Source organism: Cupriavidus sp. GW822-FHT02D05 (assembly GCF_058802485.1).
In genome coordinates this window covers 152,935-170,279 of the sequence record NZ_JBXAOE010000007.1, presented here as the reverse complement: position 1 = coordinate 170,279, position 17,345 = coordinate 152,935, and the positions used below count along the sequence as shown (strand labels likewise).

Below are 17,345 nucleotides of genomic sequence, written 5' to 3'. Positions count from 1 at the left end.
TTCACCCGGGCGCCCTGCCCGCCAAGAGAATGCGAATCCTGCTCGTTGAAGACAATGTGATGCTGGCGAATGCCCTGGTCGAGGCGCTCAGCCAGGCGGGCTTCGCCGTGGACTGCATGCACGATGGCCGCGCGGCAGATCACCTGCTCTCGACTCAGGACTACGCGCTGGTCATCCTCGACCTGGGCTTGCCCAAGCTCGATGGCCTGGAGGTGCTGCGGCGCCTGCGGCAACGGCGCAATGCCATGCCCGTGCTGATCCTGACCGCGCACGGCTCAGTCGAGGACCGTGTGAAGGGGCTCAATCTTGGTGCGGACGACTACCTGTCCAAGCCGTTCGACCTGTCGGAGCTGGAGGCGCGCGCGCGCGCGCTGATACGCCGCAGCTTTGGTCACGAGAGCACGCAACTGCAATGCGGCCCACTGTGCTATGACGGCATCAGCCGAGCCTTCGTGCTGGGCGGCGAGCCCCTGGCGCTGACCCGGCGAGAGCGCGCCGTGCTCGAGGTGCTGATGCTGCGCGACGGACGCGCCGTCAACAAGGAAGCCATGTCGGAGAAGATTTTCGGCATCGACGAATCGGTCAACCCGGATGCCATCGAAATCTACGTGCACCGCCTGCGCAAGAAGCTCGAAGGCAGCGGCGTGGCCATCGTGACCCTGCGCGGGCTGGGCTACCTGCTCGATGCCTGCGCACAAGCGAACATGGCCACGCCGGCTGCCCGATGAGAGTCCCGAGCCTGCGCCTGCAACTGTCACTCTGGTTGCTGCTGCCGTTGCTGGCCCTGCTGGCAATGGACGCATGGATGACCTATCACCGTGCGATGGACGCCGCCCACGTGGCGTTCGACCGCACGCTGGAAGCCTCGCTCAAATCGATGCGCGAAGGCATCCGCCTGCATGAGGGCCGCTTCGCCATCGACGTGCCTTACCTGGCGCTGGAGATCTTCGAGTCCGAGGCCGGCAGCCGGATCTACTACGTGATTCGCGACGAGCACGGCGCCACGCTGACCGGCTACGACGACCTGCCGATGCCGGCCACGCCAAAGCAGCCGCTCTACAAGACCGTCTTCTACGACGCCGTTTTCCGCGGCGAGCCGGTGCGCATGGCGGCGCAGCCGCTGCCGGTGCGCGACATGCCGTCGGGGCAGGCGCGGCTGGTCTGGGTGCTGGTCGGCGAGACCATCGAGCCGCGCCAGTCGCTGGCGCACGAGATCCTGGCCGGCTCGTTGCAACAGGAAATGGTACTGGTCACGCTGGCGCTGGGCATCGTGTGGTTCGGCGTGCGGCGCGGCCTGCGGCCGCTGCACCGGCTCAGCGCCACGGTGGCCGAACGTGGCGCCGACGACCTGGCGCCGCTGGAGAAAAAAGACCTGCCCGCAGAAATGAAGCCCCTGGTCGAGGCGATCAACCAGTACGTCGCGCGCCTGCATCGCATGTTGCTGGCGCGCAAGCGCTTCTTTGCCGATGCCGCCCACCAGTTGAAGACCCCGCTGGCCATCATGCAGGCGCAGTCAGAACTGGCGCTGCGCGAGCGCGATGGCGAACGCATCCTTCGCCATCTGCGGCCGCTGCACGATACCGTGCGCCACGCCGCCAAGGGCGTGCAGCAACTGCTTTCGCTATCGCGCCTGGAACCGGACAGTGGCTACGCGCCGGCGTTGCTGCCCTTGCGCCTCGATACGCTGGCCAGGGACGTGGCCCTCGAATGGGCACCGGTGTCGCGGGCCGGCCAGGTCGACCTGGGCTTCGAAGCCGATGCGCCGGTGCAAGTCTTGGGGCAAGCGGAACTGCTGCAGGAGTTGGCCGGCAACCTCGTGGACAACGCGATCCGCTATGCCGGCCCCGGCGCGCAGGTGACGGTCCGCGTGGCGGGTCCGGAGAACCAGCCGTTGTTGCAAGTGGTGGATAACGGCCCGGGCGTTGCTGCCGACGAGCGCGACAAGGTATTCCAGCGCTTCTATCGCGGCGAATCCACCCCGGGGCAGGATGGCAGCGGCCTGGGCCTGCCGATCGTGCGCCAGATCGCGCGCGCCCATGGCGCCACGGTGGCGCTTGAGGAAACCCCGGGCGGCGGCCTGACCGTCAGCGTGCGCTTCGCGGTGACCGCGGTGGCAGGCGCCGGGGCCGGGCTCGCGTCGCGCCAAAGCTGGCGGGACCACTAAGCGGCGGTTTCAAAATGAAGCGAAGCGGTTCTGGCTAGGCGGGCGGCCGCAGACAGTCAAGTGGATCGGCCAAAGCCGTGCAACGACGCCAGCATCCTTTTGGAAATGGCCTCTAAGGCGGGCAATTGGACGGCAGCGCCAGCTCCTGCCGAAACGGATCGACCTTCAGGCTTGGATCCTTCATGCGCAAGCAGTAAGTCCCTGCAGCGCCGCGCACGCGCGCGGTACGATTCGTGCCCACCTGCGACTCGACAAGGGCTTCGCCTTGCGCGGCCCCTGCCATGCCCGCGGCAAGCCGCTGCGCAGGCGAGGCCACCGCGTCAGAGGCGGCGCGCTCGAAGGCGGCCTCGCCCCGCTGACGACTGCGGGCGATATTGTCCCGCGCAACGCCAGTGGCAGATGCCGGATCTGCGGAGCGCATTGGTGCCAGCGGCAGCATGGGCACGCTGGCCGCACTCGAACTGTTGAAAGGTACGCCCGCCCCGGGCGGCAAAGCCATCGTTGCGACTGGCTCCCGGCCGGGCTGCCCTGCGCACGCGCGCTCAGGCCGAGGCGCAGGCAAGGTCTGCGGCTTGGGAGAGGATGCAACGGGCTTGACGGTAGCAGCCGGCGTTGGCAACCCGGTGAACGGCAACACTGTCACCCACTGCATGGCCCGCGGGTCCCGCTCGCCCGGCCAAGGCAACGAGAGCGAGGCCTGCCGTGCCGGCCAGGGCACCGGACCCAGCACGAGCCCATGCGCCACCAGCACCAGCGCCACCACGATCGGCCACTGGCGGCGGCGCATGGCGTTCGCGCCGCGGTCAGCATTGGGCATCACGCTGGCTTAGCACCAGCTGACACGGACGATGCGTGAGGAAACAGGAGGATGCATAGCGACTCCGGTGACGGTGAGCAAGTCGTGATTCTATGCGGAAATGATTGTTTTACAAACAATTTTTATTGTAAAACAATAAATTACAGCCAACTTCCACCACGTCCCGGCTCACTCTCGCTATCGCCCGGGCGCCAGCCCGACGGCTGGCTTACAGCCGCTCGGTCTCTCCGCTCTTGGGCTGCCACTTCATCAGCCGCTTCTCCACGCTGCCGACCAGCGTATCCAGCATCAGCGCCGCCGCGGTCAGCACCACGATGCCCGCAAACACGGTGTTGATGTCGAAGGTGCCCTCGGCCTGCAGGATCAGGTAGCCGACGCCGCGCGCCGAGCCCAGGTACTCGCCCACCACCGCGCCCACGAAGGCCAGGCCGACTGACGTATGCAACGAGGAAAACACCCAGCTGGTCGCGCTCGGCAGATAGACATGGCGCAGCAGCTGCTTGCGGTTCGCGCCCAGCATGCGCACATTGGACAGCACCACGGGGCTGACTTCCTTGACGCCCTGGTAGACGTTGAAGAACACGATGAAGAACACCAGCGTCACCGCCAGCGCTACCTTTGACCATATGCCCAGGCCAAACCAGACGGCGAAGATCGGCGCCAGGATCACGCGCGGCATCGAGTTCATCGCCTTGATATAGGGATCGAGGATGGCCGAGGTGAGCGGGCTGAGCGCCAGCCACAGGCCAACGCCGAGGCCCGCGGCCGTGCCGATGCCGAAGGCCAGCAGCGTCTCGATCAGGGTCACGCCGAGGTGGACGTAGATGTCGCGCTCGACGACGAACCAGTTCCAGATGCGCTGGGCCACCATCAGCGGCTCACCGAAGAAGAAGGCAACCTGCTGAGAGCGCGTGGCGGCATGCCAGGCGCCGAGGATCACAACGAGGACGAGCAACTGCCAGAATCGCAGCATGCCCTTGGAGTCGGGACGGAAAGCCATGGGAATCGAAACTCGAATTGAAATCAGACCGGATTGAATGGGAACGAAGCGCGCCAGGCCGTCTCAGGCCACCTTGCGCTGCTGCGCATAGCCCTTGAGGACTTCCTCGCGCAGCACGTCCCAGATGGCCGCGTGCAGCTCGATGAAGCGAGGATGGTTGCGGATCTCGGCCACGTCGCGCGGGCGCGGCAGGTCGATGGCGAACTCGCCGATCGGGTGCGTGCCGGGACCTGCCGACAGCACCACCACGCGATCGCTCATGGCGATGGCCTCGTCAAGATCGTGGGTGATGAACAGCACTGCCTTGCGCTTGGCCGCCCACAAATCCAGCACCTCGTTTTCCATCAGCTGGCGGGTCTGGATGTCGAGCGCGGAGAACGGCTCGTCCATCAGGATGATGTCCGGATCCAGTATCAGCGTCTGGGCCAGGCTCACGCGCTTGCGCATGCCGCCGGAGAGCTGGTGCGGATAGCGGTCGCCAAACCCGCCCAGGCCGACGCGGCGCAGCCAGGCCTCGCCCTCCTGCTGCGCTTCGGCACGCGCCATGCCGCGGAACTCAAGCCCGGCAATGACGTTGTCGAGCGCGCTGCGCCACGGCATCAGGGCTTCGGCCTGGAACATGTAGCCAGCGCGGGTGTTAATGCCGCGCAGCGGCTCGCCGAACACCCGTACCTCGCCGATCGAGGGCTGCAGCAAGCCGGCCCCCACATTCAGCAAGGTGGACTTGCCGCAGCCGGTCGGCCCCACCACGGAGACGAACTCGCCGGGCTGGATGTCCAGGGTGGTCTCCTTGACGGCGGTATAGCGCTGGCTGCGATCGTCGCGGGAGACGAAGGTGCAGGTGACGTTGTCGAGGGAAAGTGCGGGAGTGCTCATGGCAGGCTCTTGGCGGATACGGTGCTGAATGACGCAACGGGTGCGATCGATGCAGGCACCGCGGCTCCGCGCGATAGTAATGACGTGGAAAGCAGGTTCAGGACGGCGCACCGGATGCCATGCATGGCATCCGGTGCGCCAATGCAAAGGCCCGCTGCACGCAGCGGGCCGCCGGCACCCTGGGCGCGGGCGATGCCTTACTTGTACTTGGCGTTCGCCTTCTGCACGAAGGTGTTGGTGAAGGTGTTTTCCAGCTTGATGGTCTTGCCCTTCAGGTCCGGGTCGAACTGTTGCAGCGTGTTGAGCGCGGTCTTGGGACCGTCGGCCGGCATGGTGCCGTCCGGCGAGATGGCTTCCTTGACCTTTTCCCAGGCGGACAGGTACAGCGCGCGGTCGCCCAGCAGGTAGCTTTCCGGCACGGTCTTGACGATGTCCGACGGGCCAGCCTTCTGCAGCCACTTGAGCGCGCGCACCATGGCGTTGGTCATGGCCTGCGTGGTGTTCGGGTTTTGCTGGATAAAGGCGGTGGACGCGTACAGGCAACCCGACGGCATATTGCCGCCGAAGACAGCCTGGGTGTCCTTGAGCGTGCGGGTGTCAGAGGCGATGTGCACTTCATTCTTCTGGGTCAGCATCGACACCACCGGATCGAGGTTGGCCATCGCGTCGATCTGGCCGGAGCGCATGGCCGCCACCGCGCCAGCGCTGGCGCCGACACCGATGAAGGAGACGTCCGATGCCTTCAGGCCCGCCTTTGCCAGCACGAAGTTGGCCATCATGTTGGTGGAGGATCCCGGCGCGGTCACACCGATCTTCTTGCCCTTGAGGTCGGCCACCGACTTGAAGTTGGGCATGGTCTTGTTGGAGACCACCAGCACGATCTGCGGGGCGCGGCCCTGCAGCACGAATTCCTGGTACTGCTGGCCCTTGGCCTGCAGGTTGATAGTGTGCTCGTAGGCGCCGGAAACCACATCGGCGCTGCCGCCCACCACGGCCTGCAGCGCCTTGGCACCGCCGGCGAAGTCGACGATCTCGACGTCGAGCCCTTCATCCTTGAAGTAGCCGAGGCGCTCGGCAATGGTCAGCGGCAGGTAGTAGAACAGGTTCTTGCCGCCCACGGCGATGGTGACCTTGGTCTTCTCGGGCTTGCCCTGTGCCTGGGCGTAGCCGCCAAAGGTGAACCAGCCCGCAAGGAACAGCGCCAGCGCGAGCAGCGCCTGCTTCCAGAATTTCTTGTTATACATTTCTCTCTCCTACCTGATTACCCGTCAACTGCAGCTCTCGCGCTGATGCATGCCGCTTGTGCTACGGCTTGCGTCGTGCCGCGTAGCGGCAAGTTGCGATGCTAGCCGATGCCGCAAAGGGCCGCATCGGGATCAACACCTATGCCACGCCGGCATCCGCACCAGCGTGTGGGCATCGAAGATACAGGGTGCGCCTTTCGGCCGGCTTACTACCGGCCCCAGGGCACAGGCATCATTCCGCGTGGATATCGGCCGCCTTGATGACCTTGGCCCAGCGGACCAGCTCGTTGCGCTGATAGGTCGCGAGTTGCTGCGGGCCCATGAACTTCGCCTCGGCGCCGAGCTCTTCCGCCTTCTTGCGGAAGGCCTCGGTCTGCATGATGCGCTCGATCTCGCCGGCGAGCTTGTCGATGATCGGCTTGGGCGTGCCGGCCGGCGCGTACATGGCGAACCAGGACGACACATCGAGATCGGGGTAGCCGGCTTCCGGGGCGGAGGGCACGTCTTTCAGGCTGGGCAGGCGCTGCTTGCTGGTGACCACCAGCGCTCGCAGCTTGCCGCCCGCGATATGCCCCATCAGGGGCGGCGGCGTGGTGATGGTGAGATCCACCGAGCCGCCCAGCAGGTCGGTCATGGCCGGGCCGGTGCCTTTGTACGGGACATGGGTGATCTGGATGCCGGCCATCTGGTTCAGCAGCTCGGTGGAGACATGCTGCAGGGAGCCGTTGCCCGACGAGGCGTAGTTGAGCTTGTTGGGGTTGGCCTTGGCATAGGCCACCAGCTCCTTGAGCGTCTTCACCGGCAAACTCGGGCGCACCACCAGCACCTGCGGGGCCGAGAGGATGTTGGCGACCGGCGCGAAGTCCTTCACCGGGTCCCACGCGTTCTTCATCAGCAGCGGCGAGATGACCTGGTAGCCCGAGTACTGCACCATCAGGGTGTAGCCGTCCGGCTTGGCGCGCGCCACCGTCTGCGCGGCAATGCCGCCCGAGCCACCGGGGCGGTTGTCCACGACCACCGGCTGGCCCAGGGCCTTGGACAGGGGCTCGGAGATCATGCGCGCGGCCAGGTCGGTCGTGCCGCCGGCAGCGGCGGACACCACCAGCGTGACCGGGCGCGTCGGGTAGGCGCCGTCCTGCGCCCATGCGGCCGTGCCGGCCAGGCCGGCGGCAGCCAGCGCCACGGCGGCGGCGAGCGTCTTGCGGCGCGCGCCGGATGCGCACAGGGAAGATTGGGGACGTGCGATGGCAGATGCCGGATTGCGAGGCATGAAGTGTCTCCTGCTTGGTGCTTGTTGATCTTGGTTTTCTGTTCAGCGCCCGCCGGCCCTCGCCGTGCGGTGCGCACCCGTCCTTCGGGATTCTTGCGGCGGGCCCGCTGTCAGCCCTAGCATCAGCCCTGATGTCAGCCCTAGCATCAGCCCTGCCCGGCGAAATGCTCGGCCAGCCAGGCCGGCGGCTGGTGCGTGCGCAGGCGCGTGCCCGCGCGCAGCAACTGGCTGGCGGTGTCACGCTGGACCAGCGCGGGCAAGCCAGCCACCACGTCGAGCAGGCGCGCCAGGTCCACGCCGGTGTCCACGCCCATGGCATCGAACATATGCACCAGCTCTTCGGTGCTGACGTTGCCGCTGGCGCCGGGCGCAAAGGGGCAACCACCGAGGCCGCCGGCAGCGGCGTCGAAGCGGGTCACGCCCGTCTGCCAGGCGGCCAACGCGTTGGCCAGGCCCATCCCGCGGGTGTTATGCAGGTGAATGGTGAGGCCCGCCTGCGGCAGGCTTCGCTGGAAACGCTCGCACAGCGCCGCCACCTGCGTGGGATACGCCATGCCGGTGGTGTCGCACAGCGTGATACCTGCCGCGCCGGCATGGGCGAAGGACTCGGCCAGCGCCATCACGGCATCGGCATCGACCTCGCCCTCGAAGGGGCAGCCGAACACGGTGGACAGCGAAACATTGACCGGCACAACCGCCGCGTTAGCCGCCTCGATCATTGCCAGCAACTGCGCTTGCGACTGGGCGCGCGTCATGCGCAGGTTGGCGCGGTTATGCGTCTCGCTGGCCGACATCACCAGGTTGAGCTCATCGGGCCGGCACGACAACGCGCGCTCCAGGCCGCGCAGGTTCGGCACCAGCGCGGTGTAGCGCACGTCCGCGCCGCGCTGCATGCGGTGCATGACCGCCTCGGCATCGGCCAAAGCGGGGATGGCCTTGGCCGAGGTAAATGACGTGGCTTCGATGCGGGCAAAGCCACAGGCGGACAAGGCGTCGAGGAAGGCGACCTTGGCATCGGTGGGCACCACGGCCGGCTCGATCTGCAGGCCGTCGCGCGGTGCGACTTCGTTGATCTCGATGCGGGCCGGGCCGCGCAGCATGGATGACGCGCTCATGCCACCACCCCGCGTGCGCGCATGTCAGCGATGGTGGCAGCGTCGAAGCCGGCCGCCTCCAGCACGCTGTCGGTGTGTTCGCCCAACGTGGGCGCACGGTCGTGGATGGCGCCCGGGCTGGCCGAAAGCTTGGGCATGATGCCCGGCACTTCGACGGTCAGGCCGCTGGCCGCGGTCACGCTCTCGATCACGCCGCGCGCACGGTAGTGCGGGTCTTCCGAGATGTCCTTGACGGTGTAGATGCGCCCGGATGGCACTTCGGCCTGCTTGAGCACCACCAGCGCGTCTTCCACGCTTTGCGTGCGGGTCCACGCCGTGATGGCGGCATCGATCTCGTCGACGCGTTTCACGCGCCCGTCGTTGCGCGCGAGCGCCGGGTCGTCGCCCAGGTCGGCGCGGCCGATCGCGTGCATCAGGCGCTTGAAAATGGCGTCTCCGTTGGCGGCCACCAGCACGTACTCGCCACTGGCGCAGGGATAGGCGTTGGACGGCGCGATGCCGGGCAAGGCGCCGCCAGCCGGCTGGCGCACGGCACCAAACGCCGAATACTCCGGCAGCAGGCTTTCGCTCAGGTTGAACAGCGACTCGTACAGCGCCACGTCGATCACCTGCCCTTCACCGCCGCGCGCATCGCGTTCGTACAGCGCCAGCAGCACGCCGAGCGCGCCATGCAGCCCGGCAATGGTGTCGCCTAGCGACAGACCGGCGCGCACCGGCGCACGGCCCGGCTCGCCCGTGAGGTAGCGCAGGCCACCCATGGCCTCGGCCACCGCGGCAAAGCCCGGCTCGTCCTTCTTCGGGCCGGTCTGGCCGTAGCCGGACACGCGCACCATGATCAGGCCGGGGTTTTCCGCGCGCAGCGCTTCATAGCCCAGGCCCCATTTTTCCATGGTGCCCGGGCGGAAGTTCTCGATCAGCACGTCGGCCTCGGCGGCCAGCTTGCGCACCACGGCCTGCCCTTCCGGAATGCGCAGGTCGATGCAGATGGATTGCTTGTTGCGCGATTGCGCTTCCCACCAGACAGAGGTGTCCTCGTAAAGCATGCGCCATTTGCGCAGCGGGTCGCCCTGTCCGGGCGGCTCCACCTTGACCACGTGAGCGCCGAAATCGGCGAGGGTCTTGGCGGCGAAGGGGCCGGCAATCAGTTGCCCGAGTTCGAGGACCCGAATGCCTTCAAGGATCTGTCGCGCCATGGTGGGGGTGTCTCCGTGCGGTGTGGGTTACAGCGGGCGTGTGCCGATGGGAAGCGCCGCGGCTAGTGCGGCCGGTGCGGCTGGCAGCACGCCTTGTTTCGACGCAGTGTGCCCCAGCCGGGCGGCTGGCGGAATCGGCATTCGGAGAAGCGGGCCTTCTCGGAACGCGAAAGCCCCGAACGAGCCACGTTGAAGCCCAAGGGCGTCAGAACGGCGCGCGGTCGCCGCAGAGATGGGTAATGAGCAGCCGCGCCGACACCGTCAGCGCCGCAGGGTCACGCATGCCGATCAGCAGCGTGCGGCGTGCCCACGCATCCTGCAGCCCCACCAGCGACAACCCCATCGACTGCACGTGCGGCTCGGCCGCGATGCGCGGCAGCACGCCCACGCCCAGCCCCGCCATCACCATGCGGCACATGGCGTCGAAGCTGCGCACCTGGATGCGCAGGCGGAAAGGCCGGTCCAGCCGGCTGCTTTCCTCCAGCAGGCGAGCCGCCAGCGAGGTGACCTGCGGCAAACTGACGAAGTCGTATTCCAGCGTGTCCGCATAGCGCACGGGCCCGCGCTCCGACAGCGGATGGCCCGGCGGCGTGACCAGCACCAGTTCGTCCTGCCGGTACTCCACCGTGACCAGGCCCGCGCTGGGCGTGCGGTCGGCAAAGATGCCCACGTCCGCGCGGTTTTCCACCAGCGCGGCCACGATCTCGCTGCTGTTCTGCTCTTCGAGCTCGATGCGGATGGTGGGATGCAGCGCCATGAAGGTCGCCAGGTCGTCGGGCAGGAACTGCGTGATGGCCGAGGTATTGGCGCACACGCGCACCTGGCCACGCACGCCGCTGGCGTAGTCCGACATCACGCCGGCCATGCGCTCCACGTCCTGCAGGATGGTCAGCGCATGGTGGAAGCAGGCCTGCCCGGCCTCGGTCAGCTGCACCCCGGCCGCGTGGCGAAAGAACAGCGGCGCGCCAACGGCGGCCTCCAGGTCGGAAATGCGCTTGCTGGCCGCCGCCACCGCCAGGTGAGACTGGCGCGCGCCGGCGGAAATGCTGCCCTGGCGGGCCACGGCCACGAACAGGCCAAGCGTGACAAGGTCGAAACGGGCGAGATTCATGCGGTTGTGGCCCCGCGCACGGACCCAGGCATGGCAATACGACCGGGCACGGCTACACCGCGCGCCGGTCCATCACCGCGCGGGCAATGGTGCCGGCATCGACGTATTCGAGTTCGCCGCCCACCGGCACGCCGCGCGCCAGGCGCGACACCTTGAGGCCGCGCGCCTTCAGCATCTCCCCAACATAGTGCGCCGTGGCCTCGCCTTCGCTCGTGAAATTGGTGGCGACGATCACCTCCGTCACCGGGCCGCCCATGGCGGGGTCGGTGGCGCGCGCCAGCAACCGGTCCAGGTGGATTTCGCGCGGGCCGATGCCGTCGAGCGGAGAGAGCCGGCCCATCAGCACAAAATACTGGCCGCGATAGGTCAGCGTCTGCTCGATCATGATCTGGTCGGACGGCGTCTCCACCACGCACAGCAGCGAGGCGTCGCGCCGCTGGTCCAGGCAGGTCGCGCAGATTTCCTGCTCGGTGAAGGTATTGCAGCGCGAGCAATGCTTGATGCCGTCGGCCGCGCCGCGCAAGGCGTCGCCCAGCTTGCGGGCACCTTCGCGGTCGTGCTGCAGCAGGTGGTAAGCCATGCGCTGGGCCGACTTCGGCCCCACGCCCGGCAAGACCCGCAACGCCTCGATCAGCGCCTGCAGCGACGTCGGGGGGGCGCCCTTCATGCCGCCCCCCCGGACGCCGCCATGCTCACCACCGGCAAGTGATGCAGCACGGTGGGAAACGGCTCATAGAAATGATGCAGCAAGGCTTTCCACTGCTGGTACTCGGGCGAGCCGCGGAAACCCTCGGTGTGGTCTTCCAGCGTGCGCCAGCGCACTGTCAGCAGGTACTCCGACGGCTGCTCGATGCCGCGATGCAACTCAAGCCCAAGAAAGCCCGGCATGCCCGCGATGATATGACGCGCCTGCCCGAAGGCCGCTTCAAAGGCGGCTTCCTGGCCGGGGCGCACCGGCAGCACTGCGGATTCGAGAATCATGCGGGCTCCGTGTCAGGCTCAGAACGGCAGCTTGAAGCCCGGGGGCAACGGCAGGCCGGAGGTCATCGAGCCCATCTTTTCCTGCGAGGTGGCCTCGGCCTTGCGCACGGCGTCGTTGAACGCAGCGGCGACCAGGTCTTCCAGCAGTTCCTTGTCTTCGCCTTCGGCAAGCAGGCTGGGGTCGATGGAGACGCGCTTGACATCGTTCTTGCAGGTCATCACCACCTTGACCAGGCCGGCGCCGGACTGGCCCTCGACCTCGATCAGGGCAAGCTGCTCCTGCATCTTCTTCATGTTTTCCTGCATCTGCTGGGCTTGCTTCATCAGCCCAGCCAGTTGGCCCTTCATCATGGAGTGCTCCTGATTAGCGTTTGGATAGAAGTTACGGGCCGCCGCGCGTCATGGGCGCCGGCAGCCTGGCAAAAATAAGAGGTCAGGCGGCGCGCGGCTGGATCGATCCCTCCAGGATCGTGCCACCGAACTCGCGCAGCAGACCCTGCACGAAGGGATCCCCTTCGATGGTGGCCTCGGCTTCGCGCTGGCGCTCCGCGCGAGCCTGCGCATCCGCGGCGGCGGCGGTATCGGCTACCGCGCCAATCTCGCACTGCACCCGCACGTCGGTGCCGAGGTGCTCGGCCAGCGTCTGCTGCAGGCGCTCGACGACGCCGGCCTCGGTAATGGGCGCCACCGGCGCGCGCAGGTGGAAGGTACGGCCCACGACCTGGACAAGCTCGCTCTGGTAGGCCAGTTGCTGCGCAAGGCCCTTGAGCGGCAGGCTGGCAGCCAGTGCCGGCCACGCGCCGGTAAACACCGGCGGCGTGCCATCTTCGCCGGCCACCGGCGGCTTAGGCGGCGTGAGCCGCACCGGAGCCACGGGTTCGGCCGGGGCAGCTTGCACGGCAGCGGGAGCAGGCGGTGCGGCGCGCGGGGCAGGTTCGCGCCGGGGCGCGGCCTGGCGCGAGGGCATCGGCTCGGGATCGCTGTCGTACGGCCCGATCACGGGCAGGTCGGGCGGGAGGTCTTCCCAGGGCGGCACGTCGCTGCTGCCTGCGTGCTCCCACGGCGGGACGTCGTCGCTCGGGCCGCTGTCGCGGACATCGCGCGCATCCGCGGCGGCTTGCCGCGCGGGCGCAGGCTCCCGGCGCGAAGGGGCTGCGGCCTGGGCGGCAGGCATCGGGGCCGCCGGCCTCGACACCGCAGCGGGTGGGCCGGGCGGACGCAAGGGCTGGGCCGAGGGCGGGCGCGCAGCTGGCGCAGCAGCAGCTACGGCTGCAGGCGGCAGCGTGCGCGGGCTGCCCCCTGCGCGCGCGGCGGAGGCCAGGCGCGCCGCGGCCAGCGCCGCACGGGCCGGCGACATCGGCGCCCCGGCGGCGGGAGCGGCTGCCGGCGCGACAGCTGCCGGAGCCGGGCTCAGCGTCCTTGCGGGTGCTGCCGGCGTCGGGGCCGACACTGGCTGTTGTGCCTGGACTGGCGCGGGATCGCCGGCCGGCATCGGCGCGGCCGCACGCAAGCTCGGAGCAACAGGCGCCACGGCGGCGCTGGCTGCGGCCGCATCTGCCGCAACCCGGGCCACCGGCGCAGCGCCACCGCGTGCGCGCGGCGCCTGTTGGCCGCCACCCTGCGCCACCGCAGGTGTGGGGCTGGCCGACGGGCGGAACGCCAGCATGCGCAGCAGCGTCATGGTGAAGCCCGCGTACTCGTCGGGCGCCAGCGCCAGCTCACTGCGGCCAAGGTTGGCGATCTGGTAGAACAACTGCACTTCCTGCGCATCGAAGGCGGCGGCAAAGCGGCGCACTTCGGCGGCTTCCGGCCATTCTTCCTGGACCGAGGCGGGCACCGCCTGCGCCAGCGCGATCTTGTGCAGCAGCGAGGCCAGGTCCTGCAAGGCGCCGGCAAACGACAGGCTGCGATCCGCCATGCCGTCCGCCACCGCCAGCATGGCGGGGCCGTCTTCGGCGGCCAGCGCATCCAGCAACTGCACCAGGTAGCTCTGATCGATCGCGCCCAGCATGCCGCGCACGGCGGCCTCGGATACCTGGCCGGCGCTGTAGGCAATGGCCTGATCGGTCAGCGACAGCGCGTCGCGCATCGAACCGTGGGCGGCCTGGGCCAGCAGGCGCAGCGCATTGGGCTCGCGCACGATGCCCTCCTCGCCCAGCACGTGGTCGAGGTGGCTGACGATATGGCCCGGCGGCATCTGCTTGAGGTTGAATTGCAGGCAGCGCGACAGCACCGTGACCGGGATCTTCTGTGGATCGGTGGTAGCCAGGATGAACTTGACGTGCGCGGGCGGCTCCTCCAGCGTCTTCAGCATGGCGTTGAAGGCGTGGTTGGTCAGCATGTGCACTTCGTCGATCATGTAGACCTTGAAGCGCCCCGCCGTGGGCGCGTACACCGCCTTGTCCAGCAGCGACGCCATTTCATCGACACCGCGGTTGGAGGCCGCGTCCATCTCGATATAGTCGACGAAACGCCCGCTATCGATCTCGGTGCAGGCCTTGCACACCCCGCAAGGTTGCGCGGTGATGTCGCCCGTGCCATCCGGCCCGATGCAATTCAGCGCCTTGGCGAGAATCCGGGACAAGGTGGTCTTGCCGACGCCCCGCGTACCGGTAAACAGGTAGGCATGGTGCAGCCGCTGTTGTTCCAGCGCGTGCGTGAGCGCGCGGACCACGTGCTCCTGGCCGACCAGCGTGGTGAAATCCCGGGGGCGCCATTTGCGCGCTAGCACTTGATAACTCATGGCGGCGATTGTAGCAAAAGGCAGCCGTCCTTCAGGCGGGATTCACGCCCGCTTCACATGGTGGCCAGGTGCGTTGCCCTGCGCCCCAGGCCCCTAGCCACATTCCCCGACATACCCGCAGTTGGCGCACTTGGCGCAGCCATCGACCTTATGCAGGGCATGGGCACCGCACTCCGGGCATGGCTTGCCCGAGCGCAGCCCCATCCCGGCGGCCGGCATGCCAGCGCCACCCGTTGCCGGGGCCGCGCCACCACTGTCAACGGCACCGCCGCCTGGCCCTTCCAGCCCGGCCAGGCGGGCCGCAAGCGCCGCCACCGGCACTTGGATGCCCTCCGCATCGAGGAAACCCCGCTTGATCAGGATGCGCTGCAGGGCATACCCGATCGCCGCCACCTCGGAATCGTGGAAGCGCGGCACCTCGGTGCCGTCCTGGCGCGCCAGCATGCCATAGCGCACCGTGCCTTTATCCCATACAACATTGCGCATATCGGCCAATGCCTTGGCGATCGAGCCCCCGGAACGCGCCACCATCGACAGCAGCCGCATGGTGGACGTGATCCACTGCTGGCCGTCGTTGCGTTGCCCGGCCGGCATGAAAAACTCCACCGGACGCTCCACGGCCACCGGCTTGCCATCGAGCTGGCCGGCCACACGCATGAAATTGACCGTCAGGTAGACCGTCTTGTGCCCCTCGTAAGTCATGTACTCGACCTTGGACGTCACCCCTTCAAGGTCACCCACAGGCCGGCTCGCGAATGGCTTGCGCAGCGGGTCATCCGTCACAGCGGCCGTGGCGGGCGCAGCCGGGGCGCCGGCCGGCGGCGGCGTCACCGACAGCACCGCGCCCAGCACGCTATTGGGGCGGTAGGTGGCAAGCCCCTTCAGCCCCGCGCGCCAGGCTTCCAGGTAAAGATTGCGGAAGGCCTCGTATGGATAGTCCTCCGGCACGTTCACCGTCTTGCTGATGCTGGTGTCGATATAGGGCTGGACCGCCTCGAGCATCTTCATATGATCGAGCGCCGACATCTGCAGCGCCGTGACGAAACTGTCAGGCAACTGCGCCATATCACCGCCGAGGTGGCGATAAAGGCGCCAGGCATGATCGGCCACCTCGAACACCTTGTAGCTATCGTCCGCCATGCGCTTCTTGCGGTTGTAGGTCCACGAGAAAGCGGGCTCGATGCCGTTCGACGCGTTGTCGGCGAACGCCAGCGTGATGGTGCCGGTCGGGGCGATCGACAGCAGGTGCGAGTTGCGGATGCCGTCGCGGCCGATGGCGTCACGCACCGCCGCCGGCAGGCGCCGCGCGAAGCCGCTGGCCAGGTAGGCCTCGGCCTTGAAGAGGGGGAAGGCGCCCTTCTCCCGCGCCAGCCCGGCCGAGGCCAGGTAGGCTGTGTCGCGCAGGGTCTGCGCGATGCGCGCAGCCAGCGCGCGCCCCGCCTCGGCGTCATAGCGGATGCCCAGCATCACCAGCGCGCTGCCCAGCCCGAGGAAGCCCAGGCCAATGCGCCGCTTGGCATGCGCCTCGGCCTGCTGCTCCGGCAACGGCCAGTAGGTAACGTCGAGCACGTTGTCGAGCATGCGCACCGCCAGCCGCACCACCTCGGCGAAGGCTTCGAAATCAAAGCGGCTGTCCGTGCCGAAGGGCTGGCGCACGAAACGGGTCAGGTCGATCGAGCCGAGGTCGCAGCAGCCATAGGACGGCAGCGGCTGCTCCGCGCAGGGATTGGTGGCCTCAATGCGCTCGCAGTAATAAAGATTGTTGTCGTCGTTGATGTGCGACAGAAACAAGATGCCGGGCTCCGCATGGTCGTAGGTAGCCTGCATCACCTGATCCCACAGCTGGCGAGCCGGCACGCGGCGATAGGCCCACTGGCCGTCGTCGCGCCGGTACGCGCCCGCGGCGATGGTTTCCGCCGCGGGCTCGGCCTCGTGCACCAGCTCGACCTCGCCATCGGCCTCGACTGCGCGCATGAAGTCATCACTGACGCCGATCGAGATATTGAAGTTGGTCAGGTCGCCGCGGTCCTTGGCGTGGATGAAGGTCTCGATATCCGGGTGGTCGCAGCGCAGCACGCCCATCTGCGCGCCACGGCGCGAACCGGCAGATTCCACCGTGGCGCAGGAGGCATCGAACACCTTCATGAACGACACGGGCCCCGAAGCGCGCGAGTGTGTGCCCCTCACCAGCGCGCCGGCTGGGCGGATCGCGGAGAAGTCGTAGCCCACGCCGCCGCCGCGCCGCATGGTCTCCGCCGCCTGCGCCACCGCGGCGTAGATGCTCGGCTTGCCGCCACGCGCCTCGGAAACTGAGTCCCCCACCGGCTGCACGAAGCAGTTGATCAGCGTGGCCTCGATGCGCGTGCCGGCCGCCGAGTTGATCCGCCCCGCCGGCACGAAGCCCTGCTCCTGTGCCCACAGGAAGCGCTCAGCCCATTGCGCGCGCTGCGCCTCGGGCTCTGCCTCGGCCAGCGCGCGCGCCACCCGCTGGCGCACGTCGGCGGCGGTCGCCTCCTCACCCTTGGCGTACTTCTCCAGCAGGACTTCCGTGGAGATGTCCTGGGGCGGCAGCGTGGCGCGGAGCATCTGGTCTTTGGCATTCATCGTGGATCTCGCAGGTGTCTGGGTTGCATGGCTCAATCAAGCGACTCAATCAATTTACGCAATCAATTTCGCGGAAAACTGCCGGACCCGCCCGCTCTGGGTTACAATGCCGACCGGACGGGCCTCCTCGCATGGTGGCGCGGTCAACCTGGTCAGGTCGGGAACGAAGCAGCCACAGCCGTTTTCCGCCAGTGCCGAGGGTCAGGCTCGTCCCCCTAACATCCCCC

General features: G+C 67.8%; 15 protein-coding genes and 1 other RNA gene. 3 read left to right on the top strand and 13 right to left on the bottom strand.

Annotated features, from left to right (window positions below):
• Positions 1–29 precede the first annotated feature (29 nt).
• Complete coding sequence (locus tag AC1RQK_RS11650; RefSeq protein ID WP_492809167.1) at positions 30–728, top strand: response regulator; 699 nt, start codon at positions 30–32, stop codon at positions 726–728.
• Positions 725–2,164, top strand: a complete 1,440-nt coding sequence (locus tag AC1RQK_RS11645) for a sensor histidine kinase (protein WP_492809166.1) — start codon at positions 725–727, stop codon at positions 2,162–2,164. The genes AC1RQK_RS11650 and AC1RQK_RS11645 overlap by 4 nt, the downstream gene beginning before the upstream one ends.
• Before the next feature lie 112 nt (positions 2,165–2,276).
• Here AC1RQK_RS11645 and AC1RQK_RS11640 read toward each other — a convergent pair whose 3' ends face one another.
• The 13 genes from AC1RQK_RS11640 to AC1RQK_RS11580 form a co-directional block, all read right to left on the bottom strand.
• Complete coding sequence (locus AC1RQK_RS11640) at positions 2,277–2,981, bottom strand: hypothetical protein (RefSeq protein ID WP_492809165.1); 705 nt, start codon at positions 2,979–2,981, stop codon at positions 2,277–2,279.
• 208 nt (positions 2,982–3,189) lie between these two features.
• On the bottom strand, positions 3,190–3,981 hold the full coding sequence (locus AC1RQK_RS11635; RefSeq protein ID WP_492372442.1) for an ABC transporter permease: 792 nt from the start codon (positions 3,979–3,981) through the stop codon (positions 3,190–3,192).
• A 63-nt stretch (positions 3,982–4,044) separates the two neighbouring features.
• Positions 4,045–4,857, bottom strand: a complete 813-nt coding sequence (locus AC1RQK_RS11630; protein ID WP_492372443.1) for an ABC transporter ATP-binding protein — start codon at positions 4,855–4,857, stop codon at positions 4,045–4,047.
• A 197-nt stretch (positions 4,858–5,054) separates the two neighbouring features.
• Complete coding sequence (locus AC1RQK_RS11625; protein WP_150993111.1) at positions 5,055–6,101, bottom strand: ABC transporter substrate-binding protein; 1,047 nt, start codon at positions 6,099–6,101, stop codon at positions 5,055–5,057.
• Between the two features lie 232 nt (positions 6,102–6,333).
• Positions 6,334–7,371, bottom strand: coding sequence for a Bug family tripartite tricarboxylate transporter substrate binding protein (locus tag AC1RQK_RS11620; protein WP_416049079.1), 1,038 nt, complete (start codon positions 7,369–7,371; stop codon positions 6,334–6,336).
• Positions 7,372–7,517: 146 nt separating this feature from the next.
• Complete coding sequence (locus tag AC1RQK_RS11615) at positions 7,518–8,486, bottom strand: hydroxymethylglutaryl-CoA lyase (RefSeq protein ID WP_492372444.1); 969 nt, start codon at positions 8,484–8,486, stop codon at positions 7,518–7,520.
• Positions 8,483–9,679, bottom strand: a complete 1,197-nt coding sequence (locus AC1RQK_RS11610; RefSeq protein WP_492809164.1) for a CaiB/BaiF CoA transferase family protein — start codon at positions 9,677–9,679, stop codon at positions 8,483–8,485. The genes AC1RQK_RS11615 and AC1RQK_RS11610 overlap by 4 nt, the downstream gene beginning before the upstream one ends.
• Positions 9,680–9,884: 205 nt before the next feature.
• Entirely contained in the window at positions 9,885–10,790 is a 906-nt protein-coding gene (locus tag AC1RQK_RS11605) for a LysR family transcriptional regulator (protein ID WP_492372446.1), read from the bottom strand.
• A gap of 52 nt (positions 10,791–10,842) precedes the next feature.
• Positions 10,843–11,457 (bottom strand): recombination mediator RecR, encoded by a 615-nt coding sequence (gene recR / locus AC1RQK_RS11600; RefSeq protein ID WP_492372447.1) that lies wholly within the window; start codon positions 11,455–11,457, stop codon positions 10,843–10,845.
• Positions 11,454–11,771 (bottom strand): antibiotic biosynthesis monooxygenase family protein, encoded by a 318-nt coding sequence (locus tag AC1RQK_RS11595; protein WP_174423318.1) that lies wholly within the window; start codon positions 11,769–11,771, stop codon positions 11,454–11,456. The genes recR and AC1RQK_RS11595 overlap by 4 nt, the downstream gene beginning before the upstream one ends.
• Before the next feature lie 18 nt (positions 11,772–11,789).
• The gene (locus AC1RQK_RS11590) at positions 11,790–12,122 is read right to left on the bottom strand and encodes a YbaB/EbfC family nucleoid-associated protein (protein WP_006157727.1); all 333 of its coding nucleotides are present in this window, start codon (positions 12,120–12,122) and stop codon (positions 11,790–11,792) included.
• Between the two features lie 82 nt (positions 12,123–12,204).
• Positions 12,205–14,514 carry a DNA polymerase III subunit gamma/tau gene (locus AC1RQK_RS11585; RefSeq protein ID WP_492809163.1) on the bottom strand — a complete coding sequence of 770 codons (2,310 nt, stop codon included), beginning with the start codon at positions 14,512–14,514 and terminating at the stop codon, positions 12,205–12,207.
• A gap of 93 nt (positions 14,515–14,607) precedes the next feature.
• Positions 14,608–17,118 (bottom strand): adenosylcobalamin-dependent ribonucleoside-diphosphate reductase, encoded by a 2,511-nt coding sequence (locus AC1RQK_RS11580; RefSeq protein WP_492373879.1) that lies wholly within the window; start codon positions 17,116–17,118, stop codon positions 14,608–14,610.
• A gap of 116 nt (positions 17,119–17,234) precedes the next feature.
• Here AC1RQK_RS11580 and ffs point away from each other — a divergent pair.
• An RNA gene (ffs, locus tag AC1RQK_RS11575) (signal recognition particle sRNA small type) lies at positions 17,235–17,333 on the top strand.
• The last annotated feature ends 12 nt before the right edge of the window (positions 17,334–17,345 follow it).

Bases quoted from the DNA above. Each gene is read 5' to 3' on its own strand.
- AC1RQK_RS11650 (WP_492809167.1), top strand. From the start codon at position 30: ATGCGAATCCTGCTCGTTGAAGACAATGTGATGCTGGCGAATGCCCTG.
- AC1RQK_RS11645 (WP_492809166.1), top strand. From the start codon at position 725: ATGAGAGTCCCGAGCCTGCGCCTGCAACTGTCACTCTGGTTGCTGCTG.
- AC1RQK_RS11640 (WP_492809165.1), bottom strand. From the start codon at position 2,981: ATGCCCAATGCTGACCGCGGCGCGAACGCCATGCGCCGCCGCCAGTGG.
- AC1RQK_RS11635 (WP_492372442.1), bottom strand. From the start codon at position 3,981: ATGGCTTTCCGTCCCGACTCCAAGGGCATGCTGCGATTCTGGCAGTTG.
- AC1RQK_RS11630 (WP_492372443.1), bottom strand. From the start codon at position 4,857: ATGAGCACTCCCGCACTTTCCCTCGACAACGTCACCTGCACCTTCGTC.
- AC1RQK_RS11625 (WP_150993111.1), bottom strand. From the start codon at position 6,101: ATGTATAACAAGAAATTCTGGAAGCAGGCGCTGCTCGCGCTGGCGCTG.
- AC1RQK_RS11620 (WP_416049079.1), bottom strand. From the start codon at position 7,371: ATGCCTCGCAATCCGGCATCTGCCATCGCACGTCCCCAATCTTCCCTG.
- AC1RQK_RS11615 (WP_492372444.1), bottom strand. From the start codon at position 8,486: ATGAGCGCGTCATCCATGCTGCGCGGCCCGGCCCGCATCGAGATCAAC.
- AC1RQK_RS11610 (WP_492809164.1), bottom strand. From the start codon at position 9,679: ATGGCGCGACAGATCCTTGAAGGCATTCGGGTCCTCGAACTCGGGCAA.
- AC1RQK_RS11605 (WP_492372446.1), bottom strand. From the start codon at position 10,790: ATGAATCTCGCCCGTTTCGACCTTGTCACGCTTGGCCTGTTCGTGGCC.
- recR (WP_492372447.1), bottom strand. From the start codon at position 11,457: ATGAAGGGCGCCCCCCCGACGTCGCTGCAGGCGCTGATCGAGGCGTTG.
- AC1RQK_RS11595 (WP_174423318.1), bottom strand. From the start codon at position 11,771: ATGATTCTCGAATCCGCAGTGCTGCCGGTGCGCCCCGGCCAGGAAGCC.
- AC1RQK_RS11590 (WP_006157727.1), bottom strand. From the start codon at position 12,122: ATGATGAAGGGCCAACTGGCTGGGCTGATGAAGCAAGCCCAGCAGATG.
- AC1RQK_RS11585 (WP_492809163.1), bottom strand. From the start codon at position 14,514: ATGAGTTATCAAGTGCTAGCGCGCAAATGGCGCCCCCGGGATTTCACC.
- AC1RQK_RS11580 (WP_492373879.1), bottom strand. From the start codon at position 17,118: ATGAATGCCAAAGACCAGATGCTCCGCGCCACGCTGCCGCCCCAGGAC.